The sequence below is a fragment of the Streptomyces sp. SID8374 genome (genome assembly GCF_009865135.1).
Classification (GTDB): Bacteria; Actinomycetota; Actinomycetes; order Streptomycetales; family Streptomycetaceae; genus Streptomyces.
Genome location: NZ_WWGH01000001.1, coordinates 1,092,454 through 1,108,902 on the forward strand (window position 1 = coordinate 1,092,454; position 16,449 = coordinate 1,108,902).

17 protein-coding genes are annotated in these 16,449 nt (G+C 73.0%); 8 read left to right on the plus strand and 9 right to left on the minus strand.

Features of this window, described 5'->3' with window-relative positions:
* Positions 1-98 precede the first annotated feature (98 nt).
* Complete coding sequence (locus tag GTY67_RS04920) at positions 99-1,364, plus strand: DUF1343 domain-containing protein (RefSeq protein WP_161277892.1); 1,266 nt, start codon at positions 99-101, stop codon at positions 1,362-1,364.
* A 103-nt stretch (positions 1,365-1,467) separates the two neighbouring features.
* Here the strand turns inward: GTY67_RS04920 and GTY67_RS04925 are convergent, their stop codons facing one another.
* On the minus strand, positions 1,468-1,950 hold the full coding sequence (locus tag GTY67_RS04925) for a GNAT family N-acetyltransferase (protein ID WP_093685894.1): 483 nt from the start codon (positions 1,948-1,950) through the stop codon (positions 1,468-1,470).
* Positions 1,951-2,227: 277 nt separating this feature from the next.
* On the opposite strand from GTY67_RS04925, the gene GTY67_RS04930 reads away from it, so the two are divergent.
* Positions 2,228-2,851 (plus strand): hypothetical protein, encoded by a 624-nt coding sequence (locus GTY67_RS04930; protein ID WP_031123776.1) that lies wholly within the window; start codon positions 2,228-2,230, stop codon positions 2,849-2,851.
* A 61-nt stretch (positions 2,852-2,912) separates the two neighbouring features.
* Positions 2,913-3,632: a 3-keto-5-aminohexanoate cleavage protein gene (locus GTY67_RS04935; RefSeq protein ID WP_161277893.1), complete on the plus strand. Its 720-nt coding sequence runs from the start codon at positions 2,913-2,915 to the stop codon at positions 3,630-3,632.
* Here GTY67_RS04935 and soxR read toward each other — a convergent pair.
* Complete coding sequence (gene soxR / locus GTY67_RS04940; RefSeq protein ID WP_093685893.1) at positions 3,629-4,114, minus strand: redox-sensitive transcriptional activator SoxR; 486 nt, start codon at positions 4,112-4,114, stop codon at positions 3,629-3,631. The genes GTY67_RS04935 and soxR overlap by 4 nt on opposite strands.
* 135 nt (positions 4,115-4,249) lie before the next feature.
* Here soxR and GTY67_RS04945 point away from each other — a divergent pair, with 135 nt between their 5' ends.
* A complete protein-coding gene (locus GTY67_RS04945) occupies positions 4,250-4,711 on the plus strand; it encodes a MaoC family dehydratase (RefSeq protein ID WP_093685892.1) in 462 nt (153 codons plus the stop codon).
* Between the two features lie 10 nt (positions 4,712-4,721).
* On the opposite strand, the gene GTY67_RS04950 is transcribed toward GTY67_RS04945, so the two are convergent.
* The 3 genes from GTY67_RS04950 to GTY67_RS04960 all read right to left on the minus strand — a co-directional run bounded on the left by GTY67_RS04950 (position 4,722) and on the right by GTY67_RS04960 (position 6,987).
* Positions 4,722-5,360, minus strand: a complete 639-nt coding sequence (locus tag GTY67_RS04950) for a TetR/AcrR family transcriptional regulator (protein WP_161277894.1) — start codon at positions 5,358-5,360, stop codon at positions 4,722-4,724.
* A gap of 88 nt (positions 5,361-5,448) precedes the next feature.
* A complete protein-coding gene (locus GTY67_RS04955; RefSeq protein ID WP_015607581.1) occupies positions 5,449-5,739 on the minus strand; it encodes a YiaA/YiaB family inner membrane protein in 291 nt (96 codons plus the stop codon).
* A 96-nt stretch (positions 5,740-5,835) separates the two neighbouring features.
* Positions 5,836-6,987, minus strand: a complete 1,152-nt coding sequence (locus GTY67_RS04960; RefSeq protein ID WP_161277895.1) for an acyl-CoA dehydrogenase family protein — start codon at positions 6,985-6,987, stop codon at positions 5,836-5,838.
* Positions 6,988-7,076: 89 nt separating this feature from the next.
* Between GTY67_RS04960 and GTY67_RS04965 the strand changes: the two genes are divergently transcribed.
* The 4 genes from GTY67_RS04965 to ppk2 all read left to right on the plus strand — a co-directional run bounded on the left by GTY67_RS04965 (position 7,077) and on the right by ppk2 (position 10,814).
* On the plus strand, positions 7,077-7,754 hold the full coding sequence (locus GTY67_RS04965; RefSeq protein ID WP_093685888.1) for a TetR/AcrR family transcriptional regulator: 678 nt from the start codon (positions 7,077-7,079) through the stop codon (positions 7,752-7,754).
* A 14-nt stretch (positions 7,755-7,768) separates the two neighbouring features.
* Positions 7,769-8,527 carry a helix-turn-helix domain-containing protein gene (locus tag GTY67_RS04970; RefSeq protein WP_161277896.1) on the plus strand — a complete coding sequence of 253 codons (759 nt, stop codon included), beginning with the start codon at positions 7,769-7,771 and terminating at the stop codon, positions 8,525-8,527.
* 321 nt (positions 8,528-8,848) lie between these two features.
* Positions 8,849-9,826 carry a DMT family transporter gene (locus tag GTY67_RS04975; protein WP_161277897.1) on the plus strand — a complete coding sequence of 326 codons (978 nt, stop codon included), beginning with the start codon at positions 8,849-8,851 and terminating at the stop codon, positions 9,824-9,826.
* Positions 9,792-10,814: a polyphosphate kinase 2 gene (gene ppk2, locus GTY67_RS04980; RefSeq protein ID WP_161277898.1), complete on the plus strand. Its 1,023-nt coding sequence runs from the start codon at positions 9,792-9,794 to the stop codon at positions 10,812-10,814. The genes GTY67_RS04975 and ppk2 overlap by 35 nt, the downstream gene beginning before the upstream one ends.
* Here ppk2 and GTY67_RS04985 read toward each other — a convergent pair.
* The 4 genes from GTY67_RS04985 to GTY67_RS05000 form a co-directional block, all read right to left on the minus strand.
* On the minus strand, positions 10,811-11,890 hold the full coding sequence (locus GTY67_RS04985) for a Zn-dependent alcohol dehydrogenase (RefSeq protein WP_161277899.1): 1,080 nt from the start codon (positions 11,888-11,890) through the stop codon (positions 10,811-10,813). The two genes, ppk2 and GTY67_RS04985, sit on opposite strands and share 4 nt — an antisense overlap.
* 34 nt (positions 11,891-11,924) lie before the next feature.
* Complete coding sequence (locus GTY67_RS04990) at positions 11,925-13,319, minus strand: aldehyde dehydrogenase family protein (protein WP_161277900.1); 1,395 nt, start codon at positions 13,317-13,319, stop codon at positions 11,925-11,927.
* A 181-nt stretch (positions 13,320-13,500) separates the two neighbouring features.
* Positions 13,501-14,874 carry an ABC transporter ATP-binding protein gene (locus GTY67_RS04995; RefSeq protein WP_161277901.1) on the minus strand — a complete coding sequence of 458 codons (1,374 nt, stop codon included), beginning with the start codon at positions 14,872-14,874 and terminating at the stop codon, positions 13,501-13,503.
* A gap of 147 nt (positions 14,875-15,021) precedes the next feature.
* Positions 15,022-16,383, minus strand: coding sequence for an MFS transporter (locus GTY67_RS05000; RefSeq protein ID WP_161277902.1), 1,362 nt, complete (start codon positions 16,381-16,383; stop codon positions 15,022-15,024).
* Positions 16,384-16,449 lie beyond the last annotated feature (66 nt).

Below are 16,449 nucleotides of genomic sequence, written 5' to 3' on the forward strand. Positions count from 1 at the left end.
GGCTCGGGGAATCGGCGCGGCCCGGGTCGTTCCGTGTGGCCTGCGGTCGCGCTAGCGTGCGTGGCCATGACAGTCGGCGCGATCATGGAGGTAGCGGAATGAGCCTGTCCCGACGTGGTGTGCTGGCCGCCGGAGGCGCCCTGGGAGCGCTGGCGGCCGGTACCGGTGGAGCGGCCGCCGCCTCCGTACGCGGCTCCGGGCCCGGGCGCACACGGGTGCGTACCGGCTTCGACCGGCTGGCGGCCGACGGCTACCGGCTGCTGCGGGGCCGGAAGGTCGGCATCGTCACCAACCCGACCGGCGTCACCGCCGACGTACGGCACATCGTCGACGTGATGCACCCGGACTCCCGCGTGAACCTGACCGCCGTCTTCGGACCCGAGCACGGCTTCCGGGGGACCGCGCAGGCGGGCGGTTCGGAGGGGCGGTACGACGACCCGGCGACCGGGCTGCCGGTCTACGACACGTACCTCAAGAGCGGGCAGGAGCTCGCGGACATCTTCACCGCGTCGGGCGTGGACACGGTGCTCTTCGACATCCAGGACGCGGGCGCGCGCTTCTACACGTACATCTGGACGCTGTACGACTGCATGGAGGCGGCCGCGCTCGCGGGCAAGCGGCTGGTGGTGCTGGACCGGCCGAACCCGGTGACCGGGCGGGCGGCGCTGGGGCCGGTGCTGGACCCGGCGTTCGCCACGTTCGTGGGCCGCCGGGAGATCGCGCAGGCGCACGGGATGACGGTGGCGGAGCTGGCGCTGTTCTTCAACGCGGAGTTCCTGCACGAGAATCCGGTGCGGCTGGAGGTGGTGACCATGTCGGGGTGGCGGCGCTCGGACTTCTTCGACGCCACCGGGCTGCCGTGGGTGCCGCCGAGCCCGAACATGCCGACGCCGGAGACCGCCCTCGTCTACTCCGGCACCTGCCTCTTCGAGGGCACCAACCTCTCCGAGGGCCGGGGCACGACGCGGCCGTTCGAGCTGCTGGGTGCGGAGGGCATCGACCACCGCTGGGCGGCCGCCGCGAACGCGCTGCGGCTGCCGGGGGTCGCGTTCCGGGAGGCGTACTTCGCGCCGACGTTCTCCAAGTTCGAGGGGAAGACGGTCGGCGGGGTGCAGGTGCACGTCCAGGACCGGGAGGTCTTCGACCCGGTCCGTACGGGCATCGCCCTGCTGGTCACGGCGAAGAAGACATGGAGCGGGTTCGCCTGGCGCCCCGACAACTGGATCGACAAGCTCACCGGCAACACCAGGGTCCGCACCATGATCGACGCGGGGGCGGACACGGACGCGGTGGTGGCCGCGTGGCAGGCGGACCTGACGGCGTTCCGGGCGAAGCGGCGGAGGTATCTGCGGTACGGGGGGTAGTGCGGGCCCGTCGCCGGCCGGGGCGGGACGGGGCCGACGGGCCGAATCGCCGGGTCAGGGAGGCCGAGGCGCCCGCAGAAACGCGCCCGGCCGCCGTCCGCCCTCAGCCCGTGAGGTCCAGGTCGCCGAGGTACTCGCCGTCGGCGGTCAGGCCCCGCTTGCGGTAGCCGAGCTTGAGGTAGAACTCCTCCGGGCCGCCCTCACCGGGATGCCAGGTGACGGTCGAGACGGTCCCACCGCGGCGGCGGATCTCCTCGTTCACCGCGCCCACCGCGAACCGCCCGTACCCCCGGCCCTGCTCCCCGGCGGCGACGGCCAGCCGCCAGAGGCCGGAGCGCCGCGGGGCGTCCGGCACCTCGGCGTCGTAGTCGAACCGCACGTCGAAGAAGGCCATCACGAAGCCCACGACGCGGTCGCCGTCACGGATCAGCCGGGGCCAGGCGACCTCGGGGTGCACATAGGCCTCGGCCAAGGACTGCGCGACCGGCGAGACGAACTTCCGCTGCTCGGGAGCGACTTCCAGCCGACAGGCGGCCAGCACGGTGTCGGGCGTGACCTTTTCCAGGCGGGGAGAGACGGCTGCCATGGGGGCAGCCAAGCGCACCCGTCCGAGGCTCCGCCACCGGTTTTCCCTGGTCAGCGGACGGGCGCGAACGGCCTCCGGGCGCCGGGGCGGCGCAAGCCCCCGCACACCCGCGCGCCCTCTCACCACCCGTCCGTGCGCCGTTCCGCTTCCGTCCGCGGTCCCCGCCCGACATGGGGAGTCTCAGCCAATGGACGGTTTCCATCTTTCGATGGAGCCGAAACGGGCAGGCGTACGTCCACTCCTTGACGCCGAAGGACGAACGACGGAGGTGGCAGACATGGCCGGTTTCCGGAGTCTTGCGAGACAGGTCCGCGATCCGCTGGGCGATCTGGCCCTGCGGCGGTACTCGCTGCGCAAGTGCCTGGAGAGGTTCGCCCCGTACGGTCACCGGGCGACCTGGGACCATCTGTGCGCCCGGCACGGGATCGATCCCGAGGACCGGGCACCCGATCCGGCGCGCCTGCTGGGCGCCCTGGAGGAGCTGGAGGAGGCGCGGGCCATCTGGCTCGCCTACGAGGCGGGGTTCGCCGAGCGGCGGCGGCGCGAGAAGCACGAGGGCCTGCGGCGGCCCGGCGCCTTCGACGACTGGCACCGCCGGACGTGGGGCGGCCACGGGGTGGCCCGCTGCGCGGATCCGGAGGTCCACCCCAGCGAGCCGCTCGCCGAGGTGCTGCGCCGGCTGATCGCGGCGCTCGGCTCCGGCCCCGGCTCCGCCTGCCCGGTCTGTGCGGACACCGGGATCGAGTGGCGCCAGGAGCGGGAGCGCGGGCACGAGCCGTGGTCGGGTCCGGTGTGCACGGCGTGCGGGATCGCGGTGCCGCAGCCGGTGCTGACGGACCGCACGCTGGCCAGGGCCCGGCTGGTACGGCACCGGAGGCTCGCAGCGGCGGCAGCGGCGTAGGGCGTCGTCTTCGGAGCGGCCGTCAGGGCCGTTGTCAGTGGCGGATGTCACCATCGGGGACATGATCCAGGTCTGCCTGAACGGCCGGCGTGGTGCGGAGGCTTCGGCCGCCGTGCCCCTGTCCCCCGAAGCGCTGGCCCGGTCGGCGGCCGAGGCCGTCGCGGCCGGTGCCACCGACACCCATGTGCATCCGCGTACCCCTTGCGGGCGGGACACGCTCTCGCCCCGGGTGGTGGCCGCGACGCTGACGGCGATACGGGCGGCGGTGCGCGTCCCGGTCGGGGTGACGACGGGCGCCTGGGCCGAGCCGGATCCCCGGCGCCGGGTGGAGCGGGTGCGGGAATGGACGGTGCTGCCCGACCACGCCTCGGTCAACTGGCACGAGCCGGGCGCCGAGGAGCTGGCCGCCGCGCTGCTGGAGCGGGGCGTGGGCGTGGAGGCCGGGCTCTGGTCGGGGACGGAGGGGCACCGCCTCTTCCGCCGCTCGCCCCTGGCGCCCCGGGTCCTGCGGGTGCTGGCCGAGGTCACCGACACGGACCCGGCGACGGCGACCGGCTCGGCCCGGCTGCTCCTGGCCGAGGTGGGCGCCGCGCACGGCCGCCCGGTGCTGCTGCACGGGGAGGACGGCGGAGCGTGGCCGGTGGCCGCGCTGGCCTTCCGGCTCGGCCTGGACACCCGGATCGGCGCGGAGGACGTGACGGTGCTGCCGGACGGCCGCCCCGCCCGCTCGAACGCCGAACTGGTCACCGCGGCGGTGCGGTTACGAGGCGGCGCCTCCTAGGAGGTGTGCTCCTCCTCCGGGTCCTGCCTGCGCTCGGGCATCAGGCGCGAGCCGGTGATCCGGTCGCCGGAGATGTCGTCGGGGTTGGACAGGACACAGTTCTCCAGCGACAGACAGCCGCAGCCGATGCAGTCGGTCAGATGGTCGCGCAGCCGGTGCAACTGCTTGATGCGCTCGTCCAGTTCCTGGCGCCAGGTCTCGGAGAGGCGGGCCCAGTCGTCCCGGTTCGGCGTGCGCTCCTCGGGCAGTGAGGCGAGGGCGTCCCGGATCGTGGCCAGCGGGATGCCGACGCGCTGGGCCGCCCGCACGAAGGCGACGCGGCGCAGGGCGTCGCGGGAGTAGCGGCGCTGGTTGCCGCTGGTGCGGCGGCTGCTGATCAGGCCCTTGGACTCGTAGAAATGCAGAGCGGAGACCGCGGCGCCGCTGCGCGCCGAGAGCTGGCCGACCGAGAGTTCATGGAGTGTCTGTGGGATCTGTGGCACTCCTCAGACCCTACTGCTCCCCCGGCGGAGACCGCCGCCGATCGTTGACAGGAAGCCACCGCACCACGATGCTGAGCAAGCGCTTGGACATCTGCGCCGGAAGGCGCGGCGAGCCGGAAGGCAGGGACCCGGAACATGGCAGAGCCGAAGATCTTCACGTCCGCACAGGAGCTGCGCGACGGAGTGGGCGAGCAGCTCGGACACAGCGACTGGCTGGAGGTCGACCAGAAGCGGATCGACCTGTTCGCCGAGGCGACCGGCGACCATCAGTGGATCCATGTGGACCCGGAGCGCGCTGCGGCCGGACCGTTCGGCACGACCATCGCGCACGGCTATCTGACGCTCTCGCTGCTGCCCGCGCTGGTGCCGCAGGTCATGCGGGTCGAGGGCATGAAGATGGGCATCAACTACGGGACCAACAAGGTGCGTTTCCCCTCCACCGTCCCGGTCGGCTCACGGCTGCGGGCCACGGCGGTGCTCACGAACGTCGAGGAGGCGGGGGGCGGCGTGCAGATCACCGCGCTCGTCACCGTGGAGCGCGAGGGCAGCGAGAAGCCGGCCTGTGTCGCCGAGTCGGTGTCCCGCTACTACTTCTGATCTCCCGCCGCTACTTCGGGTCCGGGGCCGTACGGGCCCCGACCATCCGCAGGACGAGGTCGGCGTAGAGTGCGCCGACCTCGTCAGGCGTGCGGCTGCCCTGGGCGTTGAACCAGCGGGCCACGTCGATGCAGAGGGACAGCACCGCGAGGGTGGTGCCAGGGATGTCGGGGACGTCGAACTCCCCCGCCTCCACCCCCTCGCTGATGATCCGGCGCACCACCGCGTCGCTCCTGCGGCGCAGTTCGACGATCTCGGTGCGGTGCTCGGGGCCGAGGGCGTCGAGTTCGTACTGGACGACGCGGGCGGTGGTGTGGCGCTCCGCGTGCCAGCGGACGAAGGACCGTACGGCTCCGGCGAGCCGCTCGGCGGCGGTGCCGTCCCGGTCGGCCTCGGCCTGGAGGACGTACAGCGCCCGGTCGTGGCCGATCTTGCTGATCCGGTGGAGCAGCTCTTCCTTCGTCTTGTAGTGGATGTAGAGGGCGGCCGGGCTCATCCCGGCGCGGCCGGCGATGTCGCGGGTGGTGGTGGCGTGGTACCCGCGCTCGGCGAAGGCGTCGACCGCGGCGACGAGGAGCCGCCGGGCCGCCTCCGGGGTGACCTCGCCCCAGGGAGCGTCGTCGCCGCTCGTCTCCTCCGCCGTACTCATCGCCCAGGACCCCTCTCCGTCAACAGGACGAACACCATACCCCGAACCTGAGCAAGCGCTTAGGGTCGTCTCGTGGGCGGTACGGATGTCAGAGCTTCTGGAAGGGGTCGTGCTCGGCGAGGATCTTCTCCAGCCGGGCCTGGTCGACCCGGCTGACGATCTGCCCGGCCTCCTGCCGGTCCCGGATCACCTTGGCCAGCGTGAAGCAGGACGTCACGAGGTAGAGCACCCCGATGGCGAGGAAGCCGCGCACCCAGGCGTCGGCGTCGAGGAAGAAGATTCCGAGGGCCACCGCGCCCATCGCCACCAGGAAGGAGGCGACGGCCTGGCCGTAGAAGGCGGCGGTGCTCTGCTGCTTGACCGATGTCGTGTCACTCATGGGCTCAGCATCCGCCGACGTGGCGTGCGCCACATCCGTGCCCGTACTCAGCCGGGTACTCAGACACGCGTACGAGCCGGGCGCCAGCGGCCCCAGTCAGAACGCGGATACGCCTGTCAGCGCGCGGCCGATGATGAGCTTCTGGATCTGGCTGGTGCCCTCGTAGAGGGTCATCACGCGGGCGTCGCGGAGCAGCTTGCCGACCGGGTACTCGTCGATGTAGCCGTAGCCGCCGAAGACCTGGATGGCGTTGTTGGCGCAGCGGACGGCGGCCTCGGAGGCGTACAGCTTGGCCTGGGAGGCGGCGGTGGCGAACTCCTGGCCCCGGTCGATCAGGTCGGCGACCCGCCAGGTGAGCAGCCGGGCCGCCTCGATGTCCACGGATATGTCGCTGAGCAGCTCCTGCACGAGCTGGTGTCCGGCGATGCCCTTTCCGAACTGCTCGCGCTCACCGGCGTACCGCACGGAGGCGTCCAGGGCGGCCTGGGCGATGCCGACGCAGCCCGCCGCGACCGACATCCTGCCCTTGGCGAGGGCCGACATGGCGACGGTGAAGCCCTTGCCCTCGGGGCCGAGGAGAGCGGTGGCCGGTACGCGGACGTCCTCCAGGACCAGTTCGGCGGTGGCCTGGCCGCGCAGGCCGAGCTTGCCGTGGATGGTGCGGCGGGTGAGGCCGGGGGTGTCGGCGGGGACGAGGAAGGCGGAGACGCCGCGGTGGCCGGGGGCGTCGTTGGTGCGGGCGAAGAGCAGCACCACATCGGCCCAGGTGCCGTTGGTGATGAACATCTTGGTGCCGTTGATGACGTAGTCGCCGCCATCGCGTACGGCCCTGGTGGCGAGGTTCCCGGCGTCCGAGCCGGTGCCGGGCTCGGTGAGGCCGAAGCAGCCGATCGCCTCGCCCGAGGTGAGCCGGGGCAGCCACTGGCGCTTCTGCTCCTCGTTCCCCCAGGAGGCGATGGTCTTGGCGACCAGGCCGAGCGAGACGGAGACGATGCCGCGCACGGAGGAGTCGCCGCGGCCCAGCTCCTCGGTGACCAGGCAGTACGTGAGGTGGTCGCCGCCCGAGCCGCCGTACTCCTCGGGGACGGTGAGGCCGAGGAAGCCGAGCGCGCCCAGCTTCTTCACGATCGACCTGTCGACATTCTCAGCCCGGTCCCAGGCGACGACGTGCGGGGTGACCTCACGGGCCACGAACTCCTCGGCCAGCCGCCGGACGGCTTCCTGCTCCTCGCTGAGCTCCAGGTTCATCGTGCGCCACCCACTTCTGTCACGGCTTCTCACGCAGCGCTTTAATTAGCACTGCTAGTTTCCGGTTCGCAGCGCCTACTATGAGCCGCATGGCCCGACCGCGCAAGCCCCTCCTGAGCAGAGACCGCATCGTCGAGGCGGCGAGTGCGCTCGTGGACGCCGAAGGGCTGGACGCCGTCTCCACGCGGCGGCTGGCGGCCGTGCTGGGGGTCAGCGGGCCCTCGCTCTACAACCACTTCCGCAACAAGGACGAGATCCTGGACGCGGTCGCCGACGCCGTCTCCGTACAGGTCGACCTGTCGATGTTCGAGGAGTCGGACCCGCGCGACTGGCGGGAGGCCCTGCACGACTGGGCGCTCTCCTACCGGGCCGCCCTCGCCGCGCACCCGCACATCGTGCCGGTCCTCGCGCGGGGCCCGGGGCGGCGGCCGGCGGGGCTGCGGGTCGCCGACGCGGTGTTCGGGGCGATGGTGGGGGCGGGGTGGCCGGCCGCGCAGGCCACCCGGATCGGGGCGCTGATGCGGTACTTCATCACCGGGTCGGCGCTGGGCTCCTTCGCCGGGGGCTTCGTGGACGACGAGAGCGCGTACGACCCGGCCGACTACCCGCACCTCGGCCAGGCGCACCTGCTGGCCGACCACCGGCGGCAGGTGGACGAGGGGGCCTTCGAGACGGGGCTGCGGGCGCTGCTGGACGGGCTGGCGGTCCAGTACGAGGAGTACGCGCGGCCCACGGAAACGGTTCGGCGGGCGCCGAACCGTCCTTGACGCACCCTGGACCCATGAGCCCTTCACCGCGCCCCTCGGGCCGTCCGGCCGGGGCCCGCCCGCACGACACCACCGCGCCGCGCCTCGCCGCACTGGCCGCCCTCCTCGCGGACGGGACCCGCGCCGCCTTCTGCCTCGCCCTGCTGGACGGCCGCGCCTGGACGGCCGGGGAGCTGGCCCGGTACGCCTCGGTCGCCCCCTCCACCGCCAGCGAGCACCTCGGGCGGCTGGTGGCGGGCGGGCTGCTCACCGAGGAGCGGCAGGGGCGGCACCGGTACGTCCGGCTCGCCGACGAGCGGGTCGCGCACCTGGTGGAGGAGCTGGCCTCGCACGCCGTGCCCGGCGCGCCCGAGCCGCCGCGCACGCTGCGGGCGGCGAGCGTCAGCAGCGCGCTGGCCCGGGGGCGGACCTGCTACGACCATCTCGCGGGGCGCCTCGGCATCCGGATCACCGAGGCGATGACCGTACGGGGGCTGCTGCGGCAGGACACCGGGTTCGCGCTGACGGATGCGGGGCTCGGCTGGTTCGACTCGCTCGGCATCCCGCTGGACCGGGGCGGCCGGCGGCCCCTGGCACGGGGGTGCCTGGACTGGACGGAACGGCGCCCGCATCTCGCAGGGGCGGCGGGGGCGGCGCTGTGCGCGCATGTGCTGGGGGCGGGCTGGTGCGAGAGGTTCGGGTCGGGCCGGGCGGTACGGGTGACTCCGTCGGGGGTGGGGGCGTTGCGGGGGCTGCTGGGGGTGGATGCGGCGTCACTGGCCGCCGACACCTGACGGGGCCGTCCGGCGGGCCAGAGGGCAGGGAGCGGTGCGCCCACTCCAGCCCGTCCGGGGTTTGAGGACGGAACCGGTGCTCGGGTCCGGGCGACATCCATGCTTCCCGGACACGGAAGGGTTGCCCGGTGCCACCGCCACGGTTCCGTCCTCAAACGCCGGACGGGCTGAGGGGGGTGCACGGACGGGCTGAGTGGTCGCGCGGGCACCCCGGAAGGGCGCGCACGGGCTGAAGGGCGCAGGCAGGCACGGCGCCCCGCCGATTGACGCGCCCCGACAATTCGGTAGGGACCGAAGCGTTTCGGCTTTACCGTCGGGGCCATGACGACCACCCCCGCCGCCCCGGCCACCCCCGCCCGATCCTGGCGGGCCACCGCCGCCGCCTGTACCACTGTGGTCCTGTGGGCCTCCGCGTTCGTCTCCATCCGCAGTGCGGGCGAGGTCTACTCCCCCGGCGCCCTGGCCCTCGGGCGGCTGCTGGCGGGCTCCCTGGTGCTCGGGGCGATCCTCCTCGTACGCCGCGAAGGGCTGCCGGGGCGCGGCGCCTGGCGCGGGATCATCACGTCCGGGGTGCTGTGGTTCGGGCTGTACATGGTGGCGCTCAACTGGGGCGAGCAGGAGGTCGACGCCGGGACGGCGGCGATGCTCGTGAACATCGGGCCGATCCTGATGGCCCTGATGGGCGCCCGGATGCTCGGCGAGGGGCTGCCCCGCCGCCTGCTGCTGGGCATGGGCATCTCGTTCTCCGGCGCGGTCGTCGTCGGCCTCGCCATGTCCGGCCACGGCAGCTCGTCCGTGCTGGGCGTGGCGCTCTGCCTGCTGGCCGCCGTGGTGTACGCGCTGGGCGTGGTGAGCCAGAAGCCGGCGCTCGCGTACGGCTCCTCGCTCCAGATCAACACCTTCGGCTGCCTGATCGGCGCCGTCGCCTGCCTGCCGTTCACCGGGGTGCTGATCTCCGAGGCGGCCGACGCCCCGATGTCCGCCACGCTGAACATGATCTACCTGGGCGTCTTCCCGACCGCGCTGGCCTTCACCACCTGGGGCTACGCGCTGGCCCGCACCACGGCGGGCCGGATGGGCGCCACCACGTACGCGGTCCCGGCGATCGTGGTGCTCATGGCGTGGCTGCTCCTGGACGAGGTGCCGACCCCGCTCGGCGTTCTCGGCGGGCTGCTCTGCCTGGCAGGGGTGGCGGTCTCCCGGAGCCGTCAGCAGACTGGCCCCACACGTGGAAATCCGGCTGGGCCGGTGGAGGGAAACCGTCATGACGCGGAGTACCGGGGCGCACGGCGACCGTAACGGTCGCAACGGGGCGAAGAAGAGGACCGCCCGCGAGGAGGCCGCACGGGCGGCCCGCTACGGCGGGCCGTACCTCGACGGCTTCCGCGTGGCCGACAGCGGTGACGACGACCCGGTCCTGGTGGAGCCGGACGGCCATGCCCGGGACGCGTGGCGGGAGGACTACCCGTACGCGCACAAGCTCCGGCGCCGCGACTACGAGAAGACCAAGCGCGCCTTGCAGATCGAGTTGCTGAAGCTCCAGCACTGGGTGAAGGAGCGCGACGAGCGGCTGGTGATCCTCTTCGAGGGGCGGGACGCGGCGGGCAAGGGCGGCACGATCAAGCGGTTCACCGAGCATCTGAATCCGCGTGGTGCCCGCGTAGTCGCCCTGGAGAAGCCCACCGAACGTGAGCGGACCCAGTGGTACTTCCAGCGGTACGTGGCGCATCTGCCGAGCGCCGGGGAGATCGTCCTGTTCGACCGCTCCTGGTACAACCGGGCCGGGGTGGAGCGGGTGATGGGGTTCTGCACGACCCGCGAGTACCTGGAGTTCATGCACCAGGCGCCCGGCTTCGAGCGGATGCTCGCCCGGGACGGCATCCACCTGGTGAAGTTCTGGTTCTCCGTCTCGCGCAACGAGCAGCGCAACCGGTTCATGATCCGGCAGATCGACCCCGTACGACGGTGGAAGCTGAGCCCTGTCGACCTGGCCTCGCTGGACAAGTGGGACGAGTACACGGAGGCCAAGGAGCTGATGCTCTTCCACACCGACACGGCCGATGCTCCGTGGACGGTGGTGAAGAGCAACGACAAGAAGCGGGCCCGGCTGGAGGCGATGCGGCACGTGCTGGACCGCTTCGACTACCCGGGCAAGGACCCGGAGGTGGTCGGGGTGCCGGACCCGCTGATCGTGGGCCCGGCCTCCCGGCTGTTCGAGGAGGGCGAGATGGACGCCCGGCTGCTGGGGCCGGTCGCCTCGACCTCCCGGACGACGAACACCCCCTAGAACACCACCAGCGCGCGGCCGCCCTTGCCCGCGATCATGTTGTCGAAGGCGGCCGGGATGCCTGCCAGCGCGATGCGTTCGGTGACCATCATCGACAGGTCGAACCGGCCCGCCCGGATGTGGTCGGCCAGGGCGGGCAGGTCGCGGGCCGGGTCGCTGTTGCCGTAGACGCAGCCCGTGAGGGACCGGCCCCAGTGGAAGATCTCCAGGGCGTTGAAGGTGACTTCCTGGTCCTTGCCGCCGATCCCCACGACCGTCGTACGCCCGCCGCGCCGGGTGGACTCCCAGGCGGCCCGGATGGTCGCGGGCCGGCCGACGCACTCCACCGCCACGTCCGTGCCCTGGCCGCCGGTGAGCTTGCGGATCTCGCGCGGGGTGGTGGCGGAGGCGATGACGTAGTCCGTCGCCCCGGCTTGCCGGGCCAGCTCCTCCTTGGCCGGGGAGACGTCGACCGCGATGATCCGGGAGGCGCCCGCGATCCGGGCGGCCTGGAGCACGGCGAGGCCGACGCCGCCGATCCCGAAGACGACCACGCTCTCGCCCTCGCGGACCCGGGCGCTGTGGTGGATCGCCCCGTAGCCGGTGAGGACCGCGCAGCCGAGGAGGGCGGCGTCGGTGAGCGGGATGCCGTCGGGGGCCGGGAGCACGCAGTTCGCGGCGACGACGGTCTCCTCCGCGAAGGCGGCCACGTTGAGGCCGGGGTGGAGTTCGGTGCCCTCGGCCGTACGGGCGTGGAGGTTGGCGGTCCCCTTCAGCGCGTCGGCGCAGAGCCAGACCTCGCCGATCCCGCAGTGGAAGCAAGCGCCGCAGGAGGGCGCCCAGTTGAGGACGACACCGTCGCCCGGGGCGACATGGGCGACGCCCTCGCCGACCGCCAGGACCGTACCGGCGCCCTCGTGGCCGAGGACGGCGGGCACCGGCACGCGCATGGTGCCGTTGGACAGGGACAGGTCGGAGTGGCAGACCCCCGCCGCGGCGAGGGCGATGCGCACCTGGCCGGGGCCGGGCTCCGGCAGGACGATGTCGGTGATCTCCAACGGAGCTCCGACGGCGGGCAGTACGGCGGCGCGGACCACGAACAGGCTCCTTGCATGGGAAGGGTTACGGGGGTCAGAACTGGAGCGACTTGGTCTGGAGGTACTCCGCCAGACCGTGCGGCCCCAGCTCGCGCCCCACGCCCGACTGCTTGTAACCGCCGAAGGGGGCCAGCGGGTTGAACCGGCCGCCGTTGATGTCGACCTGTCCGGTGTCCATCCGGCGGGCGAAGGCCACCGCCTCCTCGTCGTCGGCCGCCCATACGGCTCCCGCGAGCCCGTAGACGGTGTCGTTGGCGATACGGAGGGCGTCGTCCACGTCCTCGTAGCGGAGGATCGAGACCACCGGGCCGAAGATCTCCTCCTGGGCGATGGTCATGTCCGGGGTGACGTCGGCGAAGACGGTGGGGCTGATGTAGTAGCCGGCCTCCAGGGGCGCGTCGGGGCCGCCCGCGATCAGCCGGGCGCCCTCCTCCATGCCCTTGCGGATGTAACCGCTCACCCGGGCCTGCTGCTTGGCGTTGACGAGCGGGCCGACCCGCCCGCCGGGCGCGTACTTGAGCACGGCCTGCGCGGCCAGCTCCACGGCCTCGTCGTACCGCTCGGCGTCGACCAGCATCCGGGTCCAGGCGCTGCACGTCTGCCCGGAGTTGGTCATCACATTGGCGATGCCGACGTTGACCGCCTTGGCGAGGTCGGCGCCCGGGAGGATCACGTTGGCGGACTTGCCGCCGAGTTCGAGGGCGACGCGCTTGATCGCGGCCCCGGCCGTGGCACCGATCTGCTTGCCGACGGCGGTCGATCCGGTGAACGAGACGAGGTCGACGCCCTCGTGCTCGGCGAGCGCCTGTCCGGCTACCGGGCCGAGGCCGGTGACCAGGTTGAAGACCCCGGGCGGCAGGCCCGCCGCCTCGGTGGCCTCGGCGAAGAGCTGGGCGGTGAGCGGGGTGTCCTCGGCCGGCTTGAGGACGACCGTGCAGCCGGCGGCGAGGGCGGGGGCGACCTTGGCGACGATCTGGTGGAGCGGGTAGTTCCAGGGGGTGATCGCGCCGACGACGCCGACCGGCTCCAGCAGGACGGTGGAGTTGCCGATCCTCTCCTCGAAGGCGTAGGACGCGGCCAGTTCGGCGTACGAGGCGGCGACCATGACCGGCACGGCGGCGTGGACCATCTGCGAGAGCGGCAGCGGCGAGCCCAGCTCGGCGGTGATCGTCTCGGCCAGCTCGTCCTTGCGGGCCGCCAGCGCGTCGCTCAGCGCGGAGAGGCGGGCGGCGCGCTCGGCGGGCGGGGTGGCGGCCCAGCCGGGGAACGCGGCGCGCGCGGCCTTCACCGCCGCGTCGACGTCCTCGGCCGTGCCCGCCGGTACATGGGCGATCAGCTGCTCGTCGGCCGGGTTCACGACCGCGATCGTGTCTTGGCCGACGGCGGGCCGCCACGCGCCGCCGATGTACATCTGGTCATGGGCCTTCATGGGCTGTTTCCTCCCGGACGGGCTGTGCGGAGCGCCGACGTGCTGTCCCCCACCGCCCAAACTAGCGCCGTTAGTTTTCCGGCGCCAGGGAGCTTCCGGAGACGCCGGTCACGCCGGGCGTGCGCGCCACGCCGGTCGCGCCCGTCACGCCGGGGCGCGCCCCCGCCCCGAGGACGAAGCCTCAGCTGTCCAGTCCGGGCACGTCCTGCGGCAGCGGGCAGATGCGGCGGCCGTAGTGGTCGAAGACGTACAGGTGGGCCGGGTCCACCAGCAGCGGCACCTGGCCGCCGGTCCGCAGCCGCATGTCGGGGCCGGTGCGGACCACCAGGTCGCCGGAGATGACGGAGGGCCGGTCGGGGGTGCGGAGCGCCGTCGGGTCCGGGGCGGGGTCGTCGAGGGTGACGACCGGGCCGCCGACCCGCGCCCCGGCCCGCCCCTTCAGCCGGTCCAGGACACCGAGGGCGCCTGGTGTACTGCCTCGGGAACGGCCCGCCGCGGCCCTGCGGCGGCGGGGCACGGCGCGCGGCTGGGCCGATTCGAGGTCCGGGACGACGGCGGGCCGCGAACCGGTGTTGAGGTGGACCAGCGCCTCGTGCCCCTGGTACTCGACGTGCTCCACGATCCCGCTGAGCGCCACCTCGCCGGGGCGGGCATGGCTGGGCGGGGCGATCCGGACCGCCTCCGAGCGCAGCCCCACGATGATCCGGCGGCCCTGCTGGATGCGGAGCAACTGGTGGTCCGGGCTGAGGGGTTCGGGCAGGGCGAGCCGCTGGCGGCCCAGGTCGATGGACATCCGCCCCTCCAACGGGGCGTGCACGACGGCCTGGAGGAGGTTGATCCGCGGGGTGCCGATGAACGCGGCCACGAAGACGTTCTCGGGCAGCGCGTAGACCTCGCGGGGCGGGCTGACCTGTTGCAGGACCCCGCCGCGCATCACGGCCACCCGATCGCCCAGCGACATGGCCTCTGCCTGATCATGCGTCACATACACGGTCGTGACGCCGAGTTCCTTGGTGAGCAGGGCGATCTCGGCGCGCAGATGGTTGCGGAGCTTGGCGTCCAGGTTGGAGAGCGGCTCGTCCATCAGGAAGACGGAGGGCCTGCGGGAGATCGCGCGGCCCATCGCCACGCGCTGGCGCTCGCCGCCGGAGAGCTGGGCCGGGTAGCGGTCGAGTACGTGGTCGATGCCGAGCATCCGGGCGGTGGCCTCGATCCGCGCGCTGTTGTCCTCGCGCGGGTTCTCCAGCTTCAGCGGGAAGCCGATGTTGGCGCGGTTGGTCATGCTCGGGTACAGCGCGAAGTTCTGGAACACCATCGCCATCCCGCGTTCGCGCGGCGGGATGTGGTTGGAGAACTCGCCGTCGAGGAGCAGCTCGCCCTCGCTGATCTCCTCAAGCCCCGCGATCATGCGCAGCACGGTCGACTTGCCGCAGCCGGACGGACCGAGCAGCACGACGAACTCGCCGGGGTCGATGGAGAGCGTGAACCGGTCGACGGCCCGCCGGTCCCGGCCGTAGCTCTTGCTGACGTGGTGCAGGGAGATGGCGCGCGTCATGGAGTGTCCCCGGGATGAAGGTGTACGAGGTGTACGTCGCGGTGGGGAGCGGCTGTGGGGGAAGTTAGCCCACCGGGCGGGGTGTGGGAATGACTCGCGCGAAGGTTGGGACGTGTGGGACGTACGGGGTTGGGCGGGGCGGGTGCGTCAGGAGCGGTGCCGGTCGGCCCGGGGCGCGCTCCGCTCACGTACGGCGTCCGGCGCAGGCGGTACGGGCGTGGGCTCCGGCGGTCGTACGGCGTCCGGCGCAGGTGGTACGGGCGTGGGCTCCGGCGGTCGTACGGGCGCGGACTCCGGTCGTACGGAGGACGCCCCCGCCGCCCGTCCGCTGCGCAAACCCAGCCCCGCCGCCGCCAGCAGCAACGCGCCGAGCAGCGCGAACGGGGCCGCCGCCCCCGCCGTACCCGCGATCAGGCCCGCAGCGGCGGGCGCGCCGGCCTGGCCCAGCCGGTTGCCGGTCAGCCGCAGGGCCAGGGCCGTGGACCGGGCCTCGGCGGGCGCGGCCTGGACCACCGTGGTCATCGACAGCGGCTGGCCGACGCCGAGGCAGAAGCCGAGGGCGGCCAGCATGACGGCGAGCACCGGTACGGGGACCGGGAGGGCCATTCCCGTACAGAGCAGGCCGGCCAGCAGGCAGCTGGTGGTCAGCAGGGCCGTCCGGCCGAGGAGCCGCAGCATCGGGGTCATCACCAGACGGCAGGCGATGGTGGCGGCGGCCCGCAGGCTGAGCAGCAGCCCGACCGTGGCGGGGGCGATCCCCCGGTGCTCGCCGACCACCGGCAGGTAGGCGGTGAGGATGTCGGTCGAGGACAGGACCGCCATGCTGATGAAGATCCCGGCCGGGACGCCCCGCGCCCCGAGGATCCTGGTGACCGGGACCTTGGCCGCCCCCGCCTTCGTGGCGGGCCCGGCGCCGGGCGTACGCCGGTGCTCGATGCGCCACAGCGAGGTGAGCGCGACCGCGCAGACCCCCGCCGAGACGAGGAGCGCGAGTGCGCTCGTACGCCCCAGAGCACCGCTCTCGCCGGAGATCAGCGCTCCGGCGGCGATCGGGCCGCCCAGCTGGCCGAGCGAGGCGCCGATGGTGAAGTGGCCGAAGTTGCGGTCCTGTTCGGCCGGGGCGGACTGCCGGGCCACGATCGACTGGGCGCCGATCACGAAGCACAGGTGGCCGAGGCCCATCACCCCGCTCCACGCGGCCATCGCGGGCAGTGAGGAGACCGCACCGCTGAGCGCGCAGCCGCCGGAGATCAGCACCACGCCGACCGGCAGCAGGGGCGCGCACCGGCCGTGGTCCGTGCGGCGGCCGAGCGGGACGGCGGCGAACAGCGGCAGCAGGGCGTAGACACCGGCGATGACACCGACCGCCGTTTCGTCCGCTCCCAGCGCGAGGGCCCGGTAGGAGACGGCGGGCCGCGCCATCGACACCGCCCCCTGCGCGAAGGCGAAGGCGATGACGAGACGCAGCAGCCAGCCCCTCCCGGGCCCGGGTCGCGATGCGGGTGTCATCGAAAGCCCACCCACCAGAAGCCACCCATCACGAGCCACCCATCACAAGCCGTCCATCAGAAGCCG